The 24,768-nt window shown below is 50.8% G+C and carries 25 protein-coding genes; 16 read left to right on the forward strand and 9 right to left on the reverse strand.

The window, feature by feature from the left end:
- Nucleotides 1-15: 15 nt before the first annotated feature.
- Complete coding sequence (locus MUG09_RS10090; RefSeq protein ID WP_244771300.1) at nt 16-960, reverse strand: SDR family NAD(P)-dependent oxidoreductase; 945 nt, start codon at nt 958-960, stop codon at nt 16-18.
- 8 nt (nt 961-968) lie between these two features.
- Nucleotides 969-1,409 (reverse strand): nuclear transport factor 2 family protein, encoded by a 441-nt coding sequence (locus tag MUG09_RS10095; RefSeq protein ID WP_244771301.1) that lies wholly within the window; start codon nt 1,407-1,409, stop codon nt 969-971.
- 193 nt (nt 1,410-1,602) lie between these two features.
- Here MUG09_RS10095 and MUG09_RS10100 point away from each other — a divergent pair, with 193 nt between their 5' ends.
- Together MUG09_RS10100 and MUG09_RS10105 are read left to right on the forward strand one after the other, a co-directional pair.
- Nucleotides 1,603-3,576, forward strand: a complete 1,974-nt coding sequence (locus MUG09_RS10100; protein WP_244771302.1) for a TRAP transporter permease — start codon at nt 1,603-1,605, stop codon at nt 3,574-3,576.
- On the forward strand, nt 3,573-4,556 hold the full coding sequence (locus MUG09_RS10105) for a TAXI family TRAP transporter solute-binding subunit (protein ID WP_244771303.1): 984 nt from the start codon (nt 3,573-3,575) through the stop codon (nt 4,554-4,556). The genes MUG09_RS10100 and MUG09_RS10105 overlap by 4 nt, the downstream gene beginning before the upstream one ends.
- Before the next feature lie 29 nt (nt 4,557-4,585).
- On the opposite strand, the gene MUG09_RS10110 is transcribed toward MUG09_RS10105, so the two are convergent.
- The 3 genes from MUG09_RS10110 to MUG09_RS10120 are packed head-to-tail and all read right to left on the reverse strand — an operon-like array spanning nt 4,586 to nt 6,961.
- Nucleotides 4,586-5,431 carry an ATP-binding cassette domain-containing protein gene (locus MUG09_RS10110; protein ID WP_244771304.1) on the reverse strand — a complete coding sequence of 282 codons (846 nt, stop codon included), beginning with the start codon at nt 5,429-5,431 and terminating at the stop codon, nt 4,586-4,588.
- The gene (locus MUG09_RS10115) at nt 5,431-6,312 is read right to left on the reverse strand and encodes a glycine betaine ABC transporter substrate-binding protein (protein WP_244771305.1); all 882 of its coding nucleotides are present in this window, start codon (nt 6,310-6,312) and stop codon (nt 5,431-5,433) included. Before MUG09_RS10115 ends, MUG09_RS10110 begins: the two co-directional genes overlap by 1 nt.
- Nucleotides 6,305-6,961 (reverse strand): ABC transporter permease, encoded by a 657-nt coding sequence (locus MUG09_RS10120; protein ID WP_244771306.1) that lies wholly within the window; start codon nt 6,959-6,961, stop codon nt 6,305-6,307. Before MUG09_RS10120 ends, MUG09_RS10115 begins: the two co-directional genes overlap by 8 nt.
- Nucleotides 6,962-7,057: 96 nt before the next feature.
- On the opposite strand from MUG09_RS10120, the gene MUG09_RS10125 reads away from it, so the two are divergent.
- The gene (locus MUG09_RS10125) at nt 7,058-8,089 is read left to right on the forward strand and encodes an acyltransferase domain-containing protein (protein ID WP_244771307.1); all 1,032 of its coding nucleotides are present in this window, start codon (nt 7,058-7,060) and stop codon (nt 8,087-8,089) included.
- Nucleotides 8,090-8,096: 7 nt separating this feature from the next.
- On the opposite strand, the gene MUG09_RS10130 is transcribed toward MUG09_RS10125, so the two are convergent.
- The gene (locus MUG09_RS10130; protein WP_244771308.1) at nt 8,097-9,917 is read right to left on the reverse strand and encodes a phytoene desaturase family protein; all 1,821 of its coding nucleotides are present in this window, start codon (nt 9,915-9,917) and stop codon (nt 8,097-8,099) included.
- A 10-nt stretch (nt 9,918-9,927) separates the two neighbouring features.
- A complete protein-coding gene (locus MUG09_RS10135) occupies nt 9,928-10,425 on the reverse strand; it encodes a flavodoxin family protein (RefSeq protein WP_244771309.1) in 498 nt (165 codons plus the stop codon).
- Nucleotides 10,426-10,529: 104 nt separating this feature from the next.
- Here MUG09_RS10135 and MUG09_RS10140 point away from each other — a divergent pair, with 104 nt between their 5' ends.
- The gene (locus tag MUG09_RS10140; RefSeq protein WP_244771310.1) at nt 10,530-11,309 is read left to right on the forward strand and encodes a TatD family hydrolase; all 780 of its coding nucleotides are present in this window, start codon (nt 10,530-10,532) and stop codon (nt 11,307-11,309) included.
- On the opposite strand, the gene MUG09_RS10145 is transcribed toward MUG09_RS10140, so the two are convergent.
- Complete coding sequence (locus tag MUG09_RS10145; protein WP_244771311.1) at nt 11,275-12,072, reverse strand: hypothetical protein; 798 nt, start codon at nt 12,070-12,072, stop codon at nt 11,275-11,277. The two genes, MUG09_RS10140 and MUG09_RS10145, sit on opposite strands and share 35 nt — an antisense overlap.
- A gap of 115 nt (nt 12,073-12,187) precedes the next feature.
- Between MUG09_RS10145 and MUG09_RS10150 the strand changes: the two genes are divergently transcribed.
- The 12 genes from MUG09_RS10150 to MUG09_RS10205 all read left to right on the forward strand — a co-directional run bounded on the left by MUG09_RS10150 (nt 12,188) and on the right by MUG09_RS10205 (nt 23,143).
- Nucleotides 12,188-13,180, forward strand: a complete 993-nt coding sequence (locus MUG09_RS10150) for a class II fructose-bisphosphate aldolase (RefSeq protein WP_244771312.1) — start codon at nt 12,188-12,190, stop codon at nt 13,178-13,180.
- 173 nt (nt 13,181-13,353) lie between these two features.
- Complete coding sequence (infC, locus tag MUG09_RS10155) at nt 13,354-13,914, forward strand: translation initiation factor IF-3 (RefSeq protein ID WP_244771313.1); 561 nt, start codon at nt 13,354-13,356, stop codon at nt 13,912-13,914.
- A 75-nt stretch (nt 13,915-13,989) separates the two neighbouring features.
- Entirely contained in the window at nt 13,990-14,187 is a 198-nt protein-coding gene (gene rpmI, locus MUG09_RS10160) for a 50S ribosomal protein L35 (protein ID WP_244771314.1), read from the forward strand.
- An 11-nt stretch (nt 14,188-14,198) separates the two neighbouring features.
- Nucleotides 14,199-14,558, forward strand: coding sequence for a 50S ribosomal protein L20 (rplT, locus tag MUG09_RS10165; protein WP_244771315.1), 360 nt, complete (start codon nt 14,199-14,201; stop codon nt 14,556-14,558).
- A gap of 37 nt (nt 14,559-14,595) precedes the next feature.
- Nucleotides 14,596-14,952, forward strand: a complete 357-nt coding sequence (locus tag MUG09_RS10170) for a hypothetical protein (RefSeq protein WP_244771316.1) — start codon at nt 14,596-14,598, stop codon at nt 14,950-14,952.
- A 348-nt stretch (nt 14,953-15,300) separates the two neighbouring features.
- Nucleotides 15,301-16,557, forward strand: coding sequence for a tetratricopeptide repeat protein (locus tag MUG09_RS10175; protein ID WP_244771317.1), 1,257 nt, complete (start codon nt 15,301-15,303; stop codon nt 16,555-16,557).
- The gene (gene tsaE / locus MUG09_RS10180; protein ID WP_244771318.1) at nt 16,557-16,976 is read left to right on the forward strand and encodes a tRNA (adenosine(37)-N6)-threonylcarbamoyltransferase complex ATPase subunit type 1 TsaE; all 420 of its coding nucleotides are present in this window, start codon (nt 16,557-16,559) and stop codon (nt 16,974-16,976) included. Before MUG09_RS10175 ends, tsaE begins: the two co-directional genes overlap by 1 nt.
- Nucleotides 16,973-17,674: a tRNA (adenosine(37)-N6)-threonylcarbamoyltransferase complex dimerization subunit type 1 TsaB gene (gene tsaB, locus MUG09_RS10185; RefSeq protein WP_244771319.1), complete on the forward strand. Its 702-nt coding sequence runs from the start codon at nt 16,973-16,975 to the stop codon at nt 17,672-17,674. The genes tsaE and tsaB overlap by 4 nt, the downstream gene beginning before the upstream one ends.
- The gene (trxB, locus tag MUG09_RS10190) at nt 17,667-18,605 is read left to right on the forward strand and encodes a thioredoxin-disulfide reductase (RefSeq protein ID WP_244771320.1); all 939 of its coding nucleotides are present in this window, start codon (nt 17,667-17,669) and stop codon (nt 18,603-18,605) included. The genes tsaB and trxB overlap by 8 nt, the downstream gene beginning before the upstream one ends.
- 71 nt (nt 18,606-18,676) lie before the next feature.
- Nucleotides 18,677-20,131: a glycogen synthase gene (locus MUG09_RS10195; RefSeq protein WP_244771321.1), complete on the forward strand. Its 1,455-nt coding sequence runs from the start codon at nt 18,677-18,679 to the stop codon at nt 20,129-20,131.
- Nucleotides 20,132-20,133: 2 nt separating this feature from the next.
- On the forward strand, nt 20,134-21,429 hold the full coding sequence (locus tag MUG09_RS10200) for a glucose-1-phosphate adenylyltransferase (RefSeq protein ID WP_244771322.1): 1,296 nt from the start codon (nt 20,134-20,136) through the stop codon (nt 21,427-21,429).
- A gap of 112 nt (nt 21,430-21,541) precedes the next feature.
- Nucleotides 21,542-23,143: a xylulokinase gene (locus MUG09_RS10205; RefSeq protein WP_244771323.1), complete on the forward strand. Its 1,602-nt coding sequence runs from the start codon at nt 21,542-21,544 to the stop codon at nt 23,141-23,143.
- Nucleotides 23,144-23,208: 65 nt separating this feature from the next.
- On the opposite strand, the gene araA is transcribed toward MUG09_RS10205, so the two are convergent.
- Complete coding sequence (gene araA / locus MUG09_RS10210) at nt 23,209-24,693, reverse strand: L-arabinose isomerase (protein WP_244771324.1); 1,485 nt, start codon at nt 24,691-24,693, stop codon at nt 23,209-23,211.
- Between the last annotated feature and the right edge of the window lie 75 nt (nt 24,694-24,768).

Consider the following 24,768-nt stretch of genomic DNA (forward strand, 5'->3'; position numbering starts at 1 on the left):
TATATGTACATTCTTTCATTCTGAGAGGCGCCCCAATTCCAAGCTTTTTTGCCACAGCTTCTCTGCTATGGTTTGGTCAAGCGCATGCGGTGCAGGTATTTCCAGCGTAGTGAAATTGAAAAACTTCCCGGTCAACCCCTCCACCTCTTCCGATACCCCCAGATAGTAGAGCGCCTGGGCCGACAGAAGCGGAGATCGGGATGAGGGGTTGATAACGCGGTGCTTGAAGAACTTGTACAACCGCCCGTTGTTCTCCCCCATGTTGGTCAGGACATCGCCGGGATGCATGGCATTGATGGTGACATTGCTACCGGCAAAATTTCGGCTGAAGGGAAACAGTGAGAGCAACTGGGCTGTCTTGGCCGAGCCGTAGCTTTTAAGCCCTGTGTAATGCTGCTTATCCCAGCGAAGGTCGTCAAGTTTGAGGCCTGCGAGTGCAAAGCGGTGGCCTTCAGAGTTCACATAGAGAATCCTCGCATGGTGCTGTCCCATCAGCTTGTCCTGCAGCTTGTAGGTGATGATGAACGGGGCGAGGTAGTTCACTTGGAACACTTCCTCGATGCCGTCGCCTGTAAAACGCTTGTGCGTATTGTACACCCCTGCATTGTGGATCAACACAGTGATGTCCTGTTCAAGGGAAGCCAGATGATCGGCTGCGGCATGGATATCACTCAACTTGGAGAAATCGGCAATGAAATAAGAGTAAACACCCTTGAATTCTTGCTCGAGCTCTGCCTTCAGCTTCTCCGACTTCTCCTTGCTCCGGTTGATCAACAGAAGAGCTGCACCATGACTTGCATAGAGTCTGGCTGTCTCATACCCGATTCCCGAAGTAGCTCCGGTTATGACCACCAATTTGCCCTCAAAATCCTTTGATTCCTGCTTGGGTATGGCTTTGTTGTTCCTCAGCATGGCACTGATGTTCGACCATTGATACTGTTTCCAATAGGGATTACTCATACCATTCCTCAACCAAACTTCTTATGCATGAATTTTCGATACATCTTGTTGAACCTGGGGATATTATCGAAGATATCACCCCATAAGTCGTAGTAATCGCGTTGTTCGATGATCTTCCCCTCATCGTTCAAGGTTACCCTGCTGCAGCCAAAAACTGATGAGTTCGGGTACTTCTTGAAACTCAGGCTCATCTCCCACTCCATGAACAGCACATTGCCGTTGGAAGCCGTATTCTTCACGTCCATCTTCAAGTTGTTCGAACGGGCGATCAAGCGCTCGGTCATGGCCTTGAAGTCGTCAATTCCGTTGATTTTTTGGACACTGTCACAAAAATAGATGGCTTGGTCATAATAAGGTAGAATATGGGACCAGTCAGGTTTGCCCTCGGTATTGTAGATGTTAGTCCATAAGTCCTTCAGCTGTTCTTTGCTCTGAATCACAAAATCCATGGCATGCGGTCCCCTCTTGAGCTTCATTTATAGCATGGATGCAACCAATCTTCATTAAAAAAGGATTTCGATATTATATGTAAATTTACATACATATGTATGTTTTTCTCATTTTTATGCATTAAAATGCATATCCAAATTGACAAATGCGCAAACAACCTCTAGATTGAAGGGAACGTTTGGGGTAGGTAGCATGGAGCACAGTTCAACAGAGAAAACGTTCACCAAAGAAGAGCTCATTGCCCAGGAGTTGCTGGACAAGAAGGAATCGGATAGCAAGCTCCGGGTATACTCGGGTCCGCTTGGAACCGTCATTACTGCATTATTTCTTATATGGTCGGTATTTCAAGTATATGCGAATACCATAGGCATCATCGATGCCATGTCGTTGCGGACGTGGCACCTTTTCTTTCTCATGCTTTTCACCTTTCTATTATTTCCAACCTATCCTTCAGAAAACCGAAAGAGAACACTTCCCCCTGTCTGGGACATCGTGCTGTTGGGTGTGTTGATCTTCACGTTCTGGTATCTCTTGAAAAATTACATCGTAGTAGCCAAACGTGGTGGATACCTGATCAATGCCGACCTTTGGCTTGCAGGCATCACCATGGTCCTGATCTTCGAGGCGGGGCGAAGGGCGTGCAAGAATCTTGCCGTCCTGGGTTTGATATTCCTGCTCTACAACTTTTTGGGGATGTGGATTCCCGGCGAGCTCGGCCATGTAGGGTTCAGCGTCAAACGTGTACTCAACCACATGATATGGGGCAGCCAGGGAATCTTCGGTGTTGGAATCGGTGTCAGCGCCACCTATATTTTTCTGTTCGTCCTCTTTGGCGCATACCTGAAATACAGTGGATTCAGTCAATTCATCAACGATATCTCCCTGACTCTGGTTGGCAGGACTGCCGGAGGCCCTGCAAAGGTTGCTGTACTGGCCAGTGCACTTTTAGGCATGATCAACGGTTCGGCCATCGCCAATGTCGCTACCACAGGAACCATAACCATCCCTATGATGAAGAAAACCGGCTACAAGAAGGAGTTTGCCGCCGCAGTGGAGGCTGTTGCTTCCACCGGAGGTCAGTTCGCCCCACCCATCATGGGAGCCGTCGGCTTTGTCATGGCAGAATTCATGGGGGTAAGCTACACAAAAGTCTTGCTTGCTGCCTGCATCCCGGCATTCTTGTACTATCTTACCCTTCTGTTTGCCGTACACTTTGAAGCGAAACGGCTCGGTCTCTCCGGCTTGAGCAAGGAGAACATACCCAACGCCTTGGTGGTTATGAAAAAGCAGGGGCATCTGATCATTCCCTTGGTGGTACTTATCGGGATGCTCAGTTTCGGCTATACACCCTTGTTCGCCGCGGTTGTTGCGATTTTTGCCACCATCGGGGCATCCTGGCTGAGAAAAGAGACACGCATGACGTGGGCCGTCATCGTGCAGGCTACCGTCGAAGGAGCACGATCGGCAGTAGCGGTGGGGATGAGCTGTGCGATCATCGGGGTGATCATCGGAACGGTCTCCTTGACCGGGCTGGGCCTAAGTTTTGGATACATCATCCTCAAGGTTGTCGGTGAAGGACAACTGTACCTCGGGGGCTTGATGGTCATGCTCATGAGCATCGTGCTCGGCATGGGAGTTCCCGGAGTTGCCGCGTATGTCATCGTATCGACGGTCTCTGTTCCAGTTCTTATCCAGACCGGAGCGATTCCCATGGCCGCCCACATGTTCTGCCTCATCTATGCATGCCTTTCCAACATTACGCCCCCTGTGGCAATGAGCAGTTACGTAGCAAGCGGCATTGCCGACTCCGACCAAACAAAAACCAGTCTCATTGCCGTGAAACTCGGACTGACCGGGTTCATCCTCCCCTTCTTCTTCTTGGATAATCCAATACTCCTGCTGGGAAGCACCGAGGGGGTCCCCTTGCTCATCACCATCAGGGCGCTCATTACCTCATCCATCGGAGTCATCGCTCTCTCATCAGGCCTTCAGGGGTACTTATTAGGCAAGCTGAATATTCTTGAACGCCTGGTGATGGTTGCAGCCGGTCTCTTATTCATAGAAACAGGACTGGTAACCGATCTAGCCGCACTCATGCTCGTTGGAGTCATTATGGCTATCCAATATACACAGAAGAAAGCACACAACAAGGAGAGAATCGCATGAAAAAGTCTGTAGGAGTATTGCTGGTTATCACCATGCTCATTTCGGGCCAACTGTTTGCCGCAGGAGCCCAGGAGGGAGCGGCCGAACCTGTTAAAAAGACAGTCATCAACTTCCCGACCGCTGCAACCACAGGGGCTGTGTATCCTCTTGGGTCGGCAATGGCCAACCTGTGGAATACCAAGCTTGATACCGTCAGGGCTAGTGCACAGGCAAGCGCCGGCGGTATCGCCAACCTCAACATGATTGCCGACGGAGAAGCCCAGTTGGGAGTCGCCGTCACCTCGATCATGTATGAATCCTTCAACGGCATCGGAGCTTTCGAGGGAAGACCCAACCCCAATCTCAGGGTTATGATCGGCTTGTATGCCAACCCCAACCAGGTCGTTGTTACACAGAACAGCGGTATTAATTCACTTGCCGATCTCAGCGGCAAGCGCTTCGCATCCGGTGCTCCGGGTTCGACTACGGAAGTGGAGACCAGCCTGCACCTCAAGACCAGCGGAGTCAACTATCCTGATGGATTGAGAGTCCAGTATGTCGGATTCACCGAAGCGATCGACTTGATGCGCAACAAGCAACTTGACGGGGCTTGGATCATGGCTGGCATTCCCAATGCTGCAGTAACCGAGATGCTTTCAACAGCCGGCGGAAAATTGCTCAGTCTCGACATGGACCTGATCAAGAAGCTGCAAAAGGCCTATCCCTGGTACGGTGCCTACACCATTCCCGCCAATACCTATCCAGGCCAGACAACCGACGTCCTGACTTCGGCGATCAAAATCACCGTCTGTACTGATGCCCGTGTCGATGCCGATGTTGTATACGACATGACCAAGACGTTCTGGGAAAACTTTGAGGAATTGAAGGCCACTCAGGCTCCGCTGAAGCAGGTCAATCCTAAGGAAGCAGTAAAGGATCTGGCAGGCCTGCCCTTGCATGAAGGTGCTGCACGCTACTACAAAGAGATTGGATTGCTGTAAAGATTCCCGTATCCAGAAGCCAGGGTTGTTCAACTCTGGCTTTTTTTCTGCTCCAACAACGCAAGACATGCCTGCATATCCTGCTTGCCTTGCCCGACGCGTTCATACAGCTTATCGAGGACAGCCTCATCGAAGAGAGCGGAGAAGCCCTGCCGACCGAGAAACGACCGTACAAAAGGAGTCTTCGGCCTGAACACCAAGTCCTCGGCCGTTCCTTCCTGGACGATGCTTCCATGGTGAATGAGCACGATCCTGGTTCCCAAACGAAAAGCTTCACGGATGTCATGAGTGACAAAAACAATGGTCTGCCCAAGTTTTCGGTGAATCTGCTTGAGCTGGTCCTGCAGTTGCGTTCTGGTCTGTTCGTCCACAGCCCCGAACGGCTCATCCATGAGCATGATGGATGGATTTGCAGCCAAAGCACGAGCGACCCCCACCCGCTGTTTCTGCCCTCCGCTCAGTTGGCGTGGATAGCGCATCAACAGCTCACGTTTCAGACCTACCAATTCCAGCAACCGCTCTGCACGTTCTTTGCGCTGCTGGATATCCACACCCTGCAGCTTCAACACATAGCTGACATTCTCCCACACACGCATGTGCGGAAACAAACCTACTTGTTGGATTGCATACCCGATAGAACGCCTGAGCTCCTCAATGTTGTAGTCGCTGAGCTTTTTCCCATGGATACGCAGATACCCTGCATCAAAATCGAGCAGATTGTTGACCAACTTGAGCAAGGTGGTCTTGCCGCAGCCCGATTGGCCGAGCAGGACCACAAACTCCCCTTGCTGTATAGCCAGGTTGATATCGCTGAGGACCACCTCCTCAGGGGTATAGGACTTGCTGATGTGCTCGAACTCGATTGCATACTCCATCAGAGCAATCCCTTTTGCTGGAGGAACGTCTTGGCAACAACCTTGGGATCCTGCTTCTCAATTTCCACCTGATAGTTAAGCGCTATCATCTCCTCGTTGCTGATGTTTCCGCTCAGTTTTTCCAAAACCTGTTCCAATTTGGGATGCTTTTTGAGTGTTTCTTCGCGGACCACGGTGGCTGCATGGTAGCTGGTGAAATACCCGCGATCATCATCCAGCACCATGACCGGCTCCTCCTTGAGCCTTCCGTCCGTGGAGAATACGGTAATGACATCGACACCCTCACTGTTCACCGCTTCATACCGCAGGCCGATGTCTATTTCCTTAATCGCTTTAAAGGTGAGACCATACGTCTTGGTCAGTCCGATAAAGCCGTCATCGCGTTCCAGAAAATCAGGGTTGGCGGCAAACACAAGCTTGTCGCTCACCTGTGCCAAATCGGAAACGGTTTTCAGGTTGTACTGCCGGGCTACGCTCTCGGCAACCGCCACACCGTAGGTGTTGTTGAAACCGTACAAGCCGCTCCAATGCAGCTGCATCTGCTCGTGATACGCCTTCTTAACCTGTTCGTAGAGCATAGCAGCGTCCTGGATCGGAGCTTGTTTGAGCACGAACAGCCAACCGGTTCCTGTATACTCAGGATAGAGGTCGATCTCACCTTTGAGCAAGGCCGGATGTATATTCGAAGTCCCTCCTCCGATGCCGAGCGTCTGTTTGACAGACAAATCCGTGTGCTCCTCGATGAGGAACGTCAGCATCTCGGCAAGGATGAACTGCTCGGTGACCGGCTTGCTTGCAATGACTACAACCTCTTCCGATTTCTTTGTACATCCAGCCAATAGGGATGCAACCATCAAGAGACAGAGCATGTACTTACGCATGAGATTCCTCCTCACCCATATATCGCTTTCGCACCTGTTTTTCCACCACTTCCAAAATCAAATCGGTAATGATTGCAAACAGCGCGATCAAGAGGCTTCCTGCTATGGTCATCTCAGGAAAGTTTGTGGAAATCCCCCGCCAAATAGCCCTTCCCAAGCCCCCCGCCCCAATGAAGGAAGCGATGCCACCCAAGGCGATGGTCATGACAACCATCGTACGGAATCCGCTGAAAATTATGGGAAGAGCCAAGGGAAACCTGATGATCCAAAGCAATTGCCAGCCGGATGTGCCCATGCCGATTGCTGCTTCCAGAATATCAGGATTCACTTCCTTCAAACCTGTATACGTATTTCTGACCATGGGGAGCAGCCCATACAACACAATGGCAATTACCGCACTCTTCAGCCCTATACCGGAGATGGAGACCAGAATTCCAAACAGTGCGATGGACGGTATGGTGTAGAGAAAGCTGGTAAGACGGAGAACAATTCCTGCAAGCAGCACATGCTTGGTCATGAGGATACCGAGGCATAACCCGACCACGGTGATGATGAACACACAGATAAGCGTAATTGCGATGTGTTGGCCCATCAGCTCCAGGAAAAAGGGAAACCGATCCATGTAGAGCGAGAAAATCCTACCAAGCATTGCACATCCTTCTTCCTTCCGATTCTAACACCGCCGCAGACAACCTTCCAGCGAAAAGAACTTGACCCAAGGCGGGCGGATGTGCATGCTCAAAGCATGTACCACAAATTCTTTGAAGAGCTTGCGTTTACAGATAAACAGAAACTTGACATCCAGCAAGCTGCCAAGCAGGCTGACAAACGTTCCCTAACACTAGAGCTTGAGAGAGCAATCAAATTGCGCGACGTGCAGAAGGTTGGGACGATTCTACTGCAAGGCTTCCAAACCTTCGGTCCTGTCTGTCCGTTGGTTCTCATACAAAGTTGTTACGAACAGGTCTGCAATCTGTATCGGGACCTCTGTATTGAAGAGTCGGTCAGGGTTGCCACGTTATCGGATATCAGTCTTTGGACGGAGGTCTACGCACACGATCACCGACAGGAGACGGGCTTTGCCCAGGTTTTCTGGATTGCACGACATTTGTGTGCAAAAATTCTGCGGTTGGGCCGATTGCAGTTTGAGCAAAAAAGCATGAACTCACCCTTGCGCATCTATCAGCAAGAACGCAGCGAACAATGTATTACGCTTGCAGAAGCCGATATCGCCTGTGATAGTGCAGGGTATTTAATCAATCCCGAGCAGGCAGCTTTCATGACGACGCTCAGAGAAGAAGGGACCTCTCTGATCGCCCATGCGGTTGACGGAGCAAGCGGCAGCATCGCTCGAAAACCTTCCTTGTATGACACCTCAAAGTTGCGCCTGCTAGCCGATTCTGCCACCAATGTGCTGCACATCCATATTCCTGCAGGTGAAAAACTTTCCGAGCAGTCGGTTGCCGATTCCCTGTTGCAGGCACCTCGATATTTTCCAAACCACAGTCTGGCCGTCTGTGCATCCTGGCTACTCGATCCCGCCCTCTTGAGCGTCGCCGAGCCTTCAAGCAATATCGGCTTATTCATGCAACGCTTTTCAAAGTTTCCCGTACCGTTCCAGACTCCTCAGATTTTTGAGCGGGTCTTTGGTTTCACTGCAACAGAAGATGACATCCCCCGATGGAAAGCGACAACAACCTTGCAACGCTCCATACAACGAGCACTTTCCGAAGGAGTCGTCTTTCGAACCATGGGGGGATATTTGTTGCTTGGTTGACAACCACTTAACAATCCTTCAAATACTCGCACACCTTCCCTATCGCCACCTTCTCCTCTCTGATGCAGTTCGGCTCCAGGGTTTCTGGATTCTGAACCGAGGATTCACCAAGCTTGCGTTTCGCTCCGACAAAGTTCCCTACCGTCACCCTTCTCATGATGCCGCGTACATCCAAGTCGGTGCCTTGACTGCAGGATGGATGTTCACACAGCTGGCAACGCCTTGCAAGCAGTTGGACCTCGCGCTGTTGTGCATTCGATGAGGCATACAGCTGGTCGCTTGTAAATGGGGCTTTGATCAAATGCACATACTCTTTTCTATCTGGTTGATAGAGATACGGCTCAAGACCCCGTTTGGAGAGTATGGCATTTGCAGCTGCAATGCCGCTGGTGGTGACGGTGGGGGTTCCGGTGCCCATCATGGTCGACTCGCCGCAGCAGAACAGGGTATCCCAGGCGGTCCTGATGTGCTGGCGTTTGAACATGTGGTTGCCCAGCTTCTGCTTGGGGCCGGCTACCGCCCCTCCGTTTTTCATCGTAAATCGTTCAATGGTTCGTGGCGTTGCGAGCTCGGCATGTCGGAGGTGCTCCTTGATGGTGGGAAACCGCTTGGCTAGCACGCCTAGCAATCGCTTGGTTTCGCGCTCCTTCCTTTGCCGATATGCATCCGGGTCAAGAGAAGCCCAATCTCCAAATGAAGGTCCGATGGCCAGAACGATATGCTCATCATCGGCACAGAGGGTTTTATCATCAACGCTTGGAATGTAGGCCGTAACCTCCTCCTCATCCAATGCATCGGGCCGGCCCACCAGCATCTCCACAGCAAGCGTACCATCATCGACTGCTTCCTTGTCGACGAGCGTATAGAGCACAACGCTTGGATAGGTCGGCTCCTGATTCTCTGCCCAGATGCGTTGTTTCTTTGTTGTTTCACTGTGGGGTAACAATTTCCCATAAAGATTCCAGACCGTACCGCTGTAGATGATCTGTTCGGCTGTGTGTACTGTTTTGTCATCGAGCAACACGCCACTGGGCTTGCCATGGTCGAAAAGGATCGAGACCACCTCCCTTTCTGCAATCATCGTCGAGCCATGTTCCTCGATGACTTTTTCAAGAGCTCCTGTCAATTGCAGGGTTGAACCGGCGGGATAGTAACTACCCCCTGCATGATTGTCCACAAACATCACCGAGGCAAGAATCGCCGGACTCTCCTCTACCGTTGCATAGCAATAGGTCGAGGTGAGCTTGTCAAAGAAGTTGAAGATTGCCTCGTCGGTGAAGTACTTGGACAGCAGTGCCTTTGCACTCACATTCATGTAGGAGAGAAACCGAATATAGGAGAAGGGATGACGCAACAGAGACTTCAGGGCCACCTTCTTGTCCACTTCATCAGGGGTGGTGTACGAAGGATTTTCCACCATGACATGTTCATACATGCTCTGCATGTCCGCATAGAAACGCACCAGATTGTCCCGCTGGCCGGGAAACAGAGTGGCAACTTCATCTATGAACTGTGCAATAGAGGGATAGAAATTCACTTTTTTCCCATCATAATGAACACAATAGAGCAGATCATGCTGAATAATGGTGATGGGCTCCTCCAGACAATTGAAGAGGAACCGATGGGCATTGAACCCCTTCTCTCCCCAGCCGAAGAGCATGGAAGAGCCCTGATCAAAAATTGCGTCCCCACGCTTGAAAGCACCGCAGCTTCCACCCGGACAATAGGATTTATCGATGGTGGCAATAGTTAAACCACGTTTAGCCAATAAAGAGGCAGCACTCAACCCGCTCAAACCAGAACCAATGACAATGACATCGAAATGCATTCCACACCCCTTACTGGAAAGACTTATTCAACAAAACAGCATCACAGAAGGCTTTCAACCGTGCAGAATCGCTGCCGAACGTCGCCTCGTTCGGGTTGATGAACGAAATCTCACCACGTACATGGCCGTCATGCTTCATATTCTTGATGATGGAGAAGCACTTGGAAACATCGCCACCGCTGCAGTTGGCAATAAGGTACAGGTCCTTGTGCGCAAACTCGGCTTGCTTAAGATACGAATACATTGGAGCGCACACCCGGCCCGCCCAAATCGGCGTGGCCAATATCACCACCTCATACCTGCTCAAGTCGGGCAGAGGTTGCTTGAACGTATGAGGAAACCGTAAGACAGTGTTCCTGCCGGCTGTATAGTATTTTGCAAAACCCTTGGAAGGGTAATCCTTGGCAAGCTGCAACCTATATACATCGCAACCAAGCAGCTTTTGAGCCTGTTCTGCCAAAAAATGCGTATGACCATCGAGTGAATAGTAAATCAGAACGCGTTCCATAGAAGGCCTCCCGTCCTAGAGCAGAGTGTATCATGCAAATCTTGCTCCATCCATGAAAGAATGCCGGCCTTGCAACAAAAAAGTGAAGCGGGTATAAAGAGTGCATGCATACCCTTGTTCCCAATCTCATAGATTCCCATTTCCATCTTCGTTCCATGCAGCGAAAAGGCGTACAAATCGAAGCATTGCTTGAGGCGATGCAGCAGGCCTGCATGCAAGGTATCGAAATTGGATTGGATTGTGATGACTTGGCCGAACGAACGGCTTTGCTTGCACCCTACCCGTTCATCCACCTCAGTGCAGGCATCGGGCCCTGGGGGGCAAAAGAATCTCTGGATGAACAGCTAGCCGTATTGGAAGATCAACTTGCACAGAACCGGGTTGCAGCCATCGGGGAAATCGGACTGGACAACTACCACAAGTATGGAACGGTCGAGAACCAGGAGTACCTTCTGCAGAGGCAGATCGAGCTCGCCAAAACGATGGGAAAACCTGTAATTTTCCACAATCGGGAAGCGGATGACCAATTCATAGCACTGCTAAGGCGTACCGTCTTTGCAAGGCGGGGAATCTTTCACTGCTATCAAGGCGGTGAAGAGCTTGCCCGTCTTGCAATCGAGCAAGGATTTTTCCTCTCCTTTGCAGGCCCGTTGACATACAAGGCAAACAAGGCCATGCAGGACTTGTTCGTCTCGCTTCCGATCGAGCACCTTCTATTGGAGACCGACAGTCCCTACCTCAGCCCCAACCCTGTACGGGGGACTGTCAATACACCCCTTGCAATGCAACACATATACTCATTTGCAGCTCAGCTGAGAAACATCCCGCTCGAAGCCTTGATCGAGCAGATTAGAGCCAACTTCCATGCATTTCTCGAGCAGTGAGCAAGCGTTTATCAGCAAGGATATTCGTAGCCGCCGTCTCAGTCACCTGCTTGAAAGTCCGGACCAAGTCCTCGACTACTACTCCATACAGATGCGAAGGCGGAATTACGTGCTTGTACGAACCCTCCACCGTCCAAAGCAGCGAAGCTTGGCCAAGCAGGGGCAAAGCCCACTCCCCCATGCTTGGAACATAAAGGTGAATGACAGGATTGACCAAAAGGGCTTTGCGTATTCTCTGTGTGAATTGCCCATCGCTCTCCGATTCCCCTTTGGTCAGTACTAGGTCTGGAGGTACACCTCTGGGGCGGTACTGACTCTCATTGTCTCGAATATACAGAATCTCTGATTTTCTCTTGTCAACAATCTTCTGCCAAATGCCTTCATCGGCATGGGTTGCAATCATTCGGCCGAAAACAGGCGATGCAGATTTTCCCATACCCACCCAAACACCTTCATAGTCAACTGAGTCAAAGCCCTGCAAGGCTTGGGTGATCACAGGCGAGCATATCACATACCCGTTCTCCTCTCCCAAGATTGCTTGCAGCGTTTGTTCATCCACATCCGCTTTTACGCCAATGGTGCGAAGCCGGTACCCGTTTGCAAGCATCGACACAGATAGCCTGAGTCTTTGAGGCTCGTATACATTCTCCATGTACGTTGCATCGGTGAGAAACAAGAGCGAAGGAAGCAGCAGAACATATGCAAGAGGTGTTGCAGTGAGCAACAAGGCAAACAGATATGGCAACAGAACATGTGTTTTCATCGTCTAGAATGTAGCAGGCAGGTCTTGCACGGTCAATAAACCGCTGTATACAGGTTGACCAGTTTCCACAGATTGGATACATTTGTACCGAATCGTATTGAACAAGGAGCAACCTATGACATCCTATAAGGAACTCGGTCTGGTGAATACCAGAGACATGTTTGCTAAAGCAGTCAAGGGCGGTTATGCCATTCCTGCCTATAATTTCAACAATATGGAACAGCTTCAGGCTATCATCCAGGCTTGTGTCGCCACCAAGAGCCCCGTTATTCTTCAGGTCTCCAAGGGTGCCCGCGACTATGCCAACATCAATCTGCTGAGAAATATGGCTCGTGGAGCCGGTGAGTACGCCAAGGAACTCGGCTGTGAAATTCCCATCGTCCTGCACCTCGACCACGGCGACAGCTTTGAAACGTGCAAAGAGTGCATCGACAATGGATTCAGCTCCGTCATGATCGACGGCTCCCACTTCCCCTATGAAGAGAACGTTGCCCTGACCAAAAAGGTCGTTGAATACGCACACGCCCACGACGTAACGGTTGAAGGCGAACTTGGTGTCCTTGCCGGCATCGAGGATGAGGTCAGCAGCGCAGTAAGCCACTACACCAAGCCTGAGGAAGTCGTGGACTTCGTCTCCCGCACCGGTGTAGACTCCCTGGCCATTTCCATCGGGACCAGCCATGGAGCGAACAAGTTCGTCCCATCCCAGTGCACCCGCAACGTCGATGGCGTTCTCATTCCACCTCCGCTGCGCTTCGACATCCTCGAGGATATCGAAAAGCAGTTGCCCGGCTTCCCCATTGTCCTGCATGGATCCTCCTCTGTTCCCGTCGAGTATGTGAACATGATTCTTCAGTTCGGTGGCAAGCTCAAGGACAGCGTAGGCATTCCTGAGGAGCAGCTTCGCAAGGCTGCCAAGAGCGCGGTATGCAAAATCAACATCGACAGCGACGGCAGACTTGCCATGACGGCGGTCATCCGCAAGGTGCTTGCAGAGAAACCCGGCGAGTTCGACCCCCGCAAGTACCTCGGTCCAGCCCGCGAGGAGCTGAAAAAGATGTACATGCACAAGAACATCAACGTCCTGGGTTCCGCAAATCAAGCGTAACTGAGAGAAACTTGGCAAAGGCCGTCGGCAATGTCCCGCGGCCTTTTTTCATGAGCACGAGGGAAGATACTTTGACACGAGCCTTGTGCCTGTGATATATTGAGTTCCGTCGGCCATGTAGGCCGGGAAAAGCTCACACATAGTGGTTTTCACCGAAAACACAAGGAGATCGATTGGCTACGAAGGATTTGAGGATCAATAGACAGATCCGCGCAAGAGAAGTGTTCGTCATTGATGCAGATGGTAATCAGAAAGGCATCATGAGCGTGTATGACGCCGTCATGCTTGCAGAGAGTGCAGGATTGGATTTGGTGGAAGTTTCCCCCAATGCAAACCCTCCCGTTTGTAAGATTCTCGACTTCGGAAAATACCGGTATGAGCAGGAAAAAAGGCTCAGGGATGCCAAGAAGAACCAGAGTGTCATCAAAATGAAGGAAATCCGGATGCAGCCCAAGATCGAAAGACACGATCTTGAGACAAAGTCCAAATTCATCGGTGAATTCCTCGCTGAGGGGAACAAGGTCAAGGTAAGCATACGCTTCCGCGGCCGAGAGCTTGCCCACACCGAACTCGGTAAAGTGGTTTTGGACAAGATACTTGCCCAGCTTACTGAAAATGGGGTAGGCTTCAATCTTGATCGAGATGCCCTGATGGAAGGCAAGATGATGAGCATGATCGTCAGCCCTGCCAAAACCAGTCCTGTCTCAGCCAAGAAAGACAATTTGCAACAGTAGCCCGCATGGGATATTGAATATGCTGCTCCAAGGGGATCTTGTTCCTTGCGAGCGCAAGATGGAAGGTGCACAACAATGCCCAAGATGAAAACAAGAAGGTCCGCTGCAAAGCGGTTCCGCGTCACTGGAACTGGTAAGGTCCGCTATAAGAAGCAGGGTCTGCGCCACATTCTCACCAAGAAGAGCAGTAAGCGCAAGGGTAACCTTCGTGCTACTGGAATCCTCGAATATATGGAAGCAAAGAGAGCCAAATCCATGCTTCCGTACGCGTAAGGGGGTGGGCGATGCCAAGAGCAGTTGACGGAACGAAACGTAAGGACAGAAGAAAGAAGATTCTTGAACTGGCGAAAGGTTATTATGGCCGCAGAAGCACGAACAACCGCGTTGCAAAAGATGCAGTTGCCAAGGCCGGCCAGTACGCTTATCGCGGACGCAAAGAGCGCAAGCGGGATTTCCGCAAGCTCTGGATCGCAAGAATCAGCGCAGCTGTGCAGGCAGAGGGTCTCAACTACTCTCAGTTTATGCATGGCATGAAGCTCGCCAACATTGAGATCAACAGAAAGGCCCTCTCCAATATGGCTATTGAAGACCAGGCTACTTTCTCTGCTCTCGTTGCACAGGTAAAGGATACCTTGAGCAAATAAGTCAAGGTAACTCGTCTAGTCGTTTGAAGGAGGAACCATGTCAGTTGTTGATACCGTAAAAATGCTCGAACTGCGGACAAAGAAGGCTGCAGGATTGATCGCGATGCTCCGCAAGGAGAAAGCCGAACTTCAAGAAAAGTTTGATTTGGTACATGCACACAACGCTGAACTCGAAGAGTATGTTGAGAGTTTTACTTCCAGCAACAAGCTTATCGAGGAAAGCATTGCCAATGCCATGGAAAATCTTTCCGCCATCGAAGGGCTGGATGATGTCCCGCTTTTTGATGACGCAGCACTTGATTTGGAGGCCGCCGATGGATTCACCAGTGGAGACGCCTTTGCTAATGAGGAAGTCGACCTGGATGCTCTTTTGGAGGATTCTCCCTCTCTATAAGCTGAAACAATCAGTCTGGACACTGTCCGTAAACGGGGCCGCTTGGTCCCGTTTTCTTTTTCCGAACCCCCTTTCCCAAAGCTCCTTCTTATTGTACCATGTAGGTAGAGCAGTCACCTGCCTAGATATTTGACAAGTTTTCCTGCGGTGTGCGCCTGGAGCCATAGTCTCTTGGCTCAACATACACAAACGGGTAGCGGTATAGCTGATTTGCATTGATCCGACTCCTTCGGGGTTTAATGGAACAGAATTTTCAGCGTAACTAGTTTCCCCCTTGAACCAATGGTTCAAGAGCATTCTCCGGGTACGGCACCGCAGGTTTTATCTTGCATACAGGAATACTCATCCATGTCAGAAACACACGATGCCTTGAAGAACATTCTCTTCATCAAACTTCCCGCTTCCATGGAGCGGGATATCAACAATTTCCATCTCGACAGCACCATTGAAATCCCCGTGCAAAAGCCTGAAGGAAGCAACAAATTCGATCCCGCTAAGGACATCTCCATCGAATTGATCGTTGCAGGTATGCTCAAGGTGCTTGCATACCACAACGAACATGAACATGCCGCTTATTACCGTGATTTCGTACTTGCACTGCAGCCCGATGCTATTCAAGAGCTCACTATTGCCGCCATAGCCCAGGAACAGAAACACAACTTCCCCTTTGCAGAAGAGTTGTTTCTTACTGTATGCCATCTTGCCGAGCAAAGCGCGACGTACATCAACTTGGCAACCCTGTACAGCCGGAAGGCCGCCGAGGACACTGCAAAGGGTGCCCAGTACGACATGTATCAGCAAAAAGCCCTTGAAACGCTCAAAGAAGGGCTTTCTGTGGTTGGAGAGGATGCAGCACTCTTAAGTGAAATCGGCTTTTTCCATCTCTATCAAGGAAATGTTGAGATTGCAAAAGAGTATCTTGACCGATACCTCTCTCTTGCCGCCGAGGATGAGAAAAAGGCGCATGTGCAGAAAATTGTGGACGACATCGATTCCAAGCTCAATGACGACCAGACCTTGATGCGTTCCTATGATGCCATTCAAATGAACAAGGAAGACGAGGCCGTCGCCTTGCTGGACTCTTTCCTTGCAGATAATCCCAAGGTATGGAATGCATGGTTCCTCAAAGGCTGGGCGCTGAGGAGGATGGGCAACTACCGGGAGGCCGAGCAGGCTCTGCTGGCTGCACTTGCAAACAGCAAGGGGACAAGCGACATCTACAATGAGCTGGCCATCTGCAGTTTGGAGACCGGCAAGAGCGAATTAGCGAAGAATTACCTCAATACTGCGGTTGACCTGGATAATCAGAATATCACGCTCATTTCCAATCTTGCGTATCTTTACCTGAAGGACCGGATGTGGGACGAGGCTCGTGAATATCTGGAGACAGCCCGTTCCATCGATCCCAACGATCCGCTGATCATCCAGCTGATGAAGGACTATGAAAAGGCGAGCGGAGATACACTCTCCTCCCCCATTGTCCAAGAATTCGTTGATACCGAGGATGTAGTCAGACAGACCAAGAAAGAGAAACCCTTCTTCATCCAAGGAAAGGAAGAGACCGACGACCTGGAGACCGAGTATGATCTGGAGGATTCACTCTGATGACCATCATCAGTCATAGTGAAGAGGAGACACGTGCATTCGGATATCGCTTGGGCAAAGTGTGCAAACCGGGGACGGTCATCTCGCTCCGTGGTAGTCTAGGAGCGGGAAAAACAGTTCTTGCAAAAGGACTTGCACTCGCCTTGGGCATCAGCGAACCGATTGTGAGTCCGACCTTCACCTTGATTCAAGAGTACGAGGGAACACTACCGCTTCACCATATGGATCTGTATCGGATCGGCTCAACCGAAGAGTTTGAGATGATCGGCGGCGAGGAGCTTCTCTACAGCAATGGAGTCACCCTGATTGAATGGAGTGAAAAAATTGCCGATATGCTTCCCGATTCGACGCTTTATGTCGATATTGGTATTATGCCCAACCAAGAACGAACAATCACCCTGCAAGGGGCCGACGTATGAACATCCTCTCCTGCGACACCTCGACCGAGGTCATGCACCTGTGCCTGGCACGTTTTGAAGAGGGCCGCAAGAACTCGTATGAAGTGCGGGTTCTGACAAGTGCGAACAAGCACTCGGAGTTGTTGGTTCCTGCCATACTCGATTTGTGCAAACACAACGCCATCACATTGAAAGAGCTTGACCTCTTGGTGTGTACCAGCGGTCCGGGCTCCTTCACCGGGTTGAGGATCGCCATGAGCACCCTGAAGGGCATCAGTCTTGCTACAGGCATTCCCATGGTTACAATTCCTACCTTGGAAGCGTACCAAGGTTGCATCAGCTCATATCCCCATGCCATCCTTGCTGTCATTGATGCCAAGAAAAAGCGATTCTATACGGCTTTGTTCCAAAACGGAAAGCGCCTGACGCCTGATCTTGATCTTGAGATCAACCAGATTGAGGACCTGCTTGCAATGCATCCCGATGCACTCTTGACCGGCAGTGATGCCGCCTGCCTTGCATCCAAGCTCTCAAAACCTTATACGGTTGACGAGAGTGCACAGCTCAATCTTTCGTTCGTACTTTGCACGCTTGGCAAGAAGCGGTTCGAGGACTTTGGGGCGGAGGCTCTGGACTGTGGTCCGGCTTACGTACGAAAGAGCGATGCAGAAATCGCATTACAAGAAACAATCAAATCACTGGAGGAAACACATGATTGAACAAGATGTCCTGATCATCGGATCAGGGGTTGCAGGTATGTCTGCGGCCCAATATGCAGCACGTGCCGGTCGCTCAGTAACAATGCTCGAGTCAATCGCTCCCGGAGGACAGACCATGTACATAGACATGATTGAAAACTACCCGGGCTTTGACCAACCCATAAGTGGATACGAGATCGGGATGAAGTTTCATGCCCAGGCCGAAGCCTTCGGGGCAAAGCTTGTCTATGCAACAGTCACCAAATTGACCAAGGAAGGAGACAATTTCCTTACAGAGACCGCCGATGGGGAAACCTATAAAGCAAAGGCTGTCATATTCGCAACAGGGGCAAAACATCGCCACCTGGGAGTCGAGGGCGAGGAGAAGTACAACGGCAAGGGTGTCAGCTACTGCGGAACCTGTGACGGGCCTTTCTTCAAGGGCAAGAGAATTCTGGTGGTAGGCGGCGGCGATACCGCACTTACCGACGGCATTTTTCTCTCCAAGCTCAGCGAGCACATCACCATCGTCCATCGCAAGGATCGGTTCCGTGCCCAGGACAATCTGGTTGAACAGGTAAATAGAAACAAGAACATCGAGCTGGTCATGCAACACACCATCACAGAAATCAAGGGTGACGGCAACAAGGTCACCTCGGTGATCCTCAAGGACCTTGTAAAGAACGAGGAGTATGAACGGGAGTTTGATGCGGTGTTCATTTTCGTCGGCATGCTTCCCCAAACGGATTTGCTGGACAAAAACATCCTCGATGAAAGTGGATATGTCATCACCAACGAGCGGATGGAAACAAAGACTCCCGGCTTGTATGCAGCCGGTGATGTACGCACCACGGTGTTTCGTCAGTTGGTGACCGCCGCCAGCGATGGAGCCATTGCAGCCCACTGCGCCAACGAATACATTGATGAGCTTGAAGGCAGGGCATACCGCTAAATAGAGGGTTGACACTTATATATCACACAAATCTCCTTGACGATGGCTGGTCGTTAGTGTTCTAATTAGCCATGAATATTTGCATGGTTTCCAGTGAATCTGTACCTTTTTCCAAATCCGGAGGGCTTGCAGACGTTGTTGGTGCACTCTCGACAGCCCTCGCTTCGTTAGGTGAGGATGTGCGGGTTGTGCTTCCGCTGTATGGAAGCGTCGACGCTTCATCCTTTCTTGAGGTACCGGTCACCGGAGAACTTTCATTGCTTGATTCTGAAGAACAGGTTTCATTTTGCCAGACCAATCTCAATGGTGTTACCTATTACTTCTTGCGTCACCCGTTCTTCACCGAGCGCAAGGGCATCTACGGGGACACCTCTTTCACCCCGTATGTAGATAATCTCAGACGGTATACGCTGCTCAATAAAGGAGCCCTCTTCTTGTGCAAGGAGCTCGACTGGAAGGTGGACATCATGCACTGCCACGACTGGACGTGCGGCTTCCTCCCCTATCTGCTCAAGACCGAGAATGACAAGTTCTTCCGCGACACAAAGAGCTTGATGACCATTCATAATCTCGCCTACCAAGGTGAATTCTCACGTCTTGAACTGCTTTGTTGCGACGTGCTTCCTGACGACCGCATGTTCAGCGGCAACGCTTCAAGCAAGCGGACAAACATGCTCAAAACAGGTCTTGTCTTTGCCGACAAGCTCACCACGGTAAGCCCTACCTATGCAAGAGAGATACAAACCAAGGAGTACGGCTGCAACCTGGAAGGATTATTGTCCGAACGTGCCCACGATCTGACCGGTATCATCAACGGCATAGATTACGAGGAGTGGAACCCACAGACAGACCCTTTCATGAATCATCACTTCAGCGCAAATCAGCAGAAGGGAAAGGCGCTTACCAAGGCGGAACTTCAGGCGGAATTCGGTCTTGAGGTTGATGAGAGCATCCCTCTCTTCAGTATGATCAGCCGCCTGGCCGAGCAGAAAGGTTTTGTCGAGTTGCTTGAAGGATCTCCTTGTGCATTGGAAGAGATGCTGCAAACACATGCCATGCAGATGGTCATCGTGGGGACCGGCGATCATGCACTGGAAAAAAAGCTTGTCGAGATCGGCCAACGGCACGACAATCTCTCCGTCAATATTTTATTCAGCAACCGGGCAGCCCACCTGCTCGAAGCCGGCTCTGACTTTTTTCTCATGCCCAGCCGCTATGAGCCCTGCGGACTGAACCAGCTGTACAGCCTGCGCTATGGGACGCTTCCTGTAGCAAGAAGGACCGGCGGTTTGGCCGACAGCATCCTCGACCTGGATGAGAATCCAGAGGGAGGAACTGGAATCCTCTTTGACTCCATGACCGGGCGTGGTATACTTGAAGCGGTAGAGCGGGCACTTCAGTGGTGGAGCAAAGGAAAGAAAACCATGCAAGCAATCAGAACTCGATGTATGCATTGGGACAGTACCTGGGAACGGTCTGCCCGGTCATATCGTTCAATATATGAATCCAGCATAAGGGGGAAATAAGTATGCGCTCGAAAGAAAGGACTATCGCTATTGTATTAGGCGGAGGTAAAGGTACCCGACTGTATCCACTTACCATGGACCGCTCAAAGCCTGCCGTACCCTTCGCTGGTAAGTATCGTTTGGTGGACATTCCCATCTCCAACTGCATCAACAGCGGAATCAAGCAAATCTACATCCTGACCCAGTTCAACTCCGCTTCTTTGCACAATCACATCGCCAATACGTATATTTTCGACACGTTCAGCAACGGCTTCGTTGAAATCCTGGCTGCCGAGCAGACCAACCAAACCGATACCTGGTATCAGGGAACCGCCGATGCCGTTCGTAAGAACCTCAAGCATTTCCATGACCAGAATGCAGATTACTACATCATCCTCAGCGGCGACCAGCTCTATCGAATGGACCTCAAGGATATGCTCGACAGGCATGTCGCCAGTGGAGCCGAGCTTACCATTGCAGCCAAGCCGATAAGCCGTGAACAGGCTACAGGTCTTGGCATCATCGGTTGCGACAACGACGGGATCATCACCAAGTTCTATGAAAAGCCGGCACCCGATCTGGACATCAGTGAGTACAAGGTGTCCGATTCCTTCATGCAGGCTTCGCTTGGGAAGCCGGTCGATGCAAGCAATGAGTACCTTGCAAGCATGGGCATTTACATTTTCAATGCCAAGTCGATGGAAGAGGTGCTGAACAACGATAAAACCGATTTCGGCAAGGAGATCATTCCCGATGTCATCAAGCAACGCAAGGTAGCTTCCTACCTTTTTGACGGTTTCTGGGAGGACATCGGAACGATCAAGGCCTTCTATGAGACAAATCTGGATCTGGCTTCGATCAATCCCCAGTTCAACTTCTACAACGAGATGATGCCGATATATACCCACCGACGCCATCTGCCGGCCACCAAGGTGAACTTCTGCAATATTTCCAGTTCACTGACCAGTGAGGGATCGATCATCACCAATGCATATATCGTCAACTCCATCATCGGTGTTCGTACCATCATTGAGTCCGGAGCTTCGTTGGACGGGGTCTATTGCATGGGAGCATCCTACTATGAGACCGAGGCCGAAAAGGCAGCCAATGCCAAAAAGGGAATACCGAATATTGGCATCGGCCGGGGCACGATCATCCGCAAGGCCATCATCGATCAGAATGCCCGTATCGGGGATGGATGCAGAATCGGCATTGACGATATTCCGCGCCAGGAAGGGGATTTCGCGATGTACTCCATCCATGACGGCATTATTGTCATCAACAAGAATGCAGTCATTAAAAATGGAACCGTAATGTAGACTGCAAAGCATCAAAGACAGCGGAGGAATGTAGTTCTTCCGCTGTTTTTTTTTGTACTTCTACTGGCCATAATCCGCTACACGGGATATAATTATTTAAAAGGAGAAGAGAATGCTTACCAACCAAATCAAAGAAGAAATACTTCATGGACAAACCGTCCTTGGAATCGAGCTTGGATCCACCCGCATCAAGGCCGTTTTGATCAATTCTGAGAATCAACCGATAGCCCAAGGAGGCCATGATTGGGAGAATACCCTGCTTGATGGTGTATGGACTTATTCACTCGATGATGTTTGGAAGGGCATACAATCCTGTTTTGCATCCTTACAGGCCAATATCCAAAAAGACTACGCTGTGAAACTGACCCGAACCAAAGCAATGGGCATCAGCGCGATGATGCATGGGTACCTGCCGTTTGACGCCAAAGGAAACCAACTGACTGCATTCAGGACCTGGAGAAATACCATGACCAGCCAGGCAGCTGAACTGCTCAGCACGTTGTTCGATTACCCGGTCCCTGAGCGTTGGTCCATATCACATCTCTATCAGTCTGTCCTGAACAAGGAAGAGCATGTAAAGGACCTGGGTTTCCTGACTACATTGGCGGGGTATGTGCATTGGAAACTGACCGGACGTAAAGTACTTGGAGTCGGGGATGCCTCGGGTATGTTCCCCATCGACACCAAGACAGGAAACTACGATCAACGCATGGTCGAGGCTTTCGACGACCTGACCAAAGCCCACCACTTTCCTTGGCGGCTGGAAACAATTCTTCCTTCCATTCTTTCAGCCGGTGAGGATGCCGGCAAGCTTACCGATACGGGAGCCCTTCTACTCGACCCCAGTGGAACTTTTGAGGCAGGCATTCCGCTCTGTCCCCCGGAAGGTGATGCAGGAACCGGCATGGTTGCGACCAACAGCATAGCCAAGCGTACCGGCAACGTGTCGGCCGGTACCTCTGTTTTCGCGATGATCGTTTTGGAAAAGGAACTTTCCAAGAGCTACAACAAGTTCATCGATCTGGTTACCACTCCCGATGGTTCGCTTGTTGCGATGAGCCATGGAAACAACTGCACCGGCGAGTATGACAACTGGATGCGCTTGTTCAGTGAAGTCCTAACCACAGCCGGCTTCTCCCTCAGCAAAGGGGAACTGTACGACAGGCTGTTGTTCAAGGCGTTGGAAGGTGACAAGGAGTGTGGCGGACTGTTGCCGTACAACTACCTTTCAGGAGAGACCATGACCGATCTTAATGAAGGACGTCCCCTCTTTGTACGAGAGACAAAGCACACCTTCAACCTTGCCAACTTCATGCGTTCCCAACTTTTCACAGCCCTTGGAGTCCTGCGTATCGGCATGGACATCCTCTTCGAACAGGAGAAGGTGGCCATCGATTCCATCACCGGACACGGCGGTTTCTTCAAAACAGCGGAAGTCGGACAGAAAATGATGGCCAGCGCCCTTCACACCCCCATCTCCGTCCTGAAAACCGCTGGGGAGGGAGGAGCTTGGGGTATCGCCCTGCTGGCATCCTTTATGGTGGGGAAACAGAATAGAAGTCTTGCAGATTTTCTTGCCAGCGAAGCATTTGCGACAGCAGAAAAGTCTACGGTAGAAGCAAGCGAAGAGGATATCGAGGGATTCAATGTCTTCCTGGAACGCTACAAACATGGGCTTGCCGTTGAAAAGGCCGCTGTACAACATCTAAAGTAAGCTTTGACACTGAAAAAAAGGAGGTTCAAATGAACCTCCTTTTTAACGCCCCTTTATCTACCTTGTCACTGGAGCTTCCAGGCGAGATCTGCAAGAAAGAGCTGCTGCTTCATTGACGAGACCGTAGTCTGGTTGTTGATGTGCACGAACTCGATGCCCATGATCTCACACCAGTCCTCAAGCATCTCGGCGGTGGCATCGTAACTGAGAACAGCATGGTGGGCCCCACCGGCAAGCATCCACAAATGGCTTGCCTGATTCAAATCCGGTTGGGGTTTCCACATCACCCGGGCAACCGGGAGATTGGGCATGCGATAGATGGGTTTGACCACCTCGATCTCATTGACGATGAGACGCACACGACCACCCATATCAACCAAGGATGCAAGGATTGCACTACCCTGATGGCCCTCAAATACCAGTCTGGCAGGAGGTTCCTTCCCTCCGATTCCCAGCTCATGCACTTCAATTTTGGCCTTTTCCGTCGTGATGGAAGGACAGATTTCAAGCATGTGAGCACCCAAGCTGAGCTCATTCCCTTTCTCAAGATGATAGGTGTAATCCTCCATGAAAGTGGTGCCGCCGTCCATGCCTTCGGTCATTCGTTTGACCAGGCTGGTCATGGCTGAGACTTTCCAGTCCCCTTCTCCACCGTAGCCGTATCCTTCCGCCATCAGGTCCTGGCTGGCAAGACCGGGAAGCTGGCGCATCTGCTGCAGGTCTTCGAACGTATTGGTGTAGGCATAGGCTCCTTCACGCTGGAGGAACCTGCGCATGGCGACCTGCTCGCGTGCCTGATAGCGCACTGTCTCCAAGTCTTTGGTCGCAAATTCATAGCGGCTTTGATAGCCTTGCATCTGGGCATCCACTTCTGCCTCGGTAACGCTCTCCAGTTCCCTGATCAAATCGCCGACACCCCAGGTATTCACCTGCCAGCCCAGCTGCATCTGCACCCCGACCTTATCCCCTTCGGTGACTGCGACATTGCGCATATTATCCCCGAATCGAACCACCTTGAGTTTGCGGCTTTCAATGGCACCGACCGCAGATCGCATCCAAGAGCCCAGCTTTGCCAATACAGGCTCATCCTCCCAGAATCCGGTAATGATCTTACGCTTGGTATGCATCCTTGCAGCAATGAAAGCATGCTCGCGATCACCATGAGCCGATTGGTTGAGGTTCATGAAATCCATATCGATTTCGGTGTCGGGAATGGTGCGATTGAATTGGGTATGAAGGTGACAGTAGGGTTTCTGCAAAATTTCGAGCCCCCGGATCCACATCTTTGATGGTGAGAACGTATGCATCCAGGTTATCAGGCCGGCACATGCATCATTGTAGTTGGCCTCCTTGACACACTGCTCAATCTCCTCGGGAGTTTTCACGGTTGCCTTATACACGAGTTTGCAAGGAAGCAGACCGCTTGCATTCATGCGCTGAACCATTATCTGGGCATGGGCGGCCACTTGATCGAGTGTTTCCTTCCCATAGAGAAATTGAGAACCAACCACAAACCAAAATTCGTAATCTGCCAACGGCTGTCTTTGCATTATATCCTCCACCTGTATAGTGAACCTGTTGCTAATTGCTTGCGTTTACGTTAACGCAAGCATAATAATATATTC

Origin of the sequence: Sphaerochaeta associata, assembly GCF_022869165.1 — a bacterium.
GTDB lineage: Bacteria > Spirochaetota > Spirochaetia > Sphaerochaetales > Sphaerochaetaceae > Sphaerochaeta > Sphaerochaeta associata.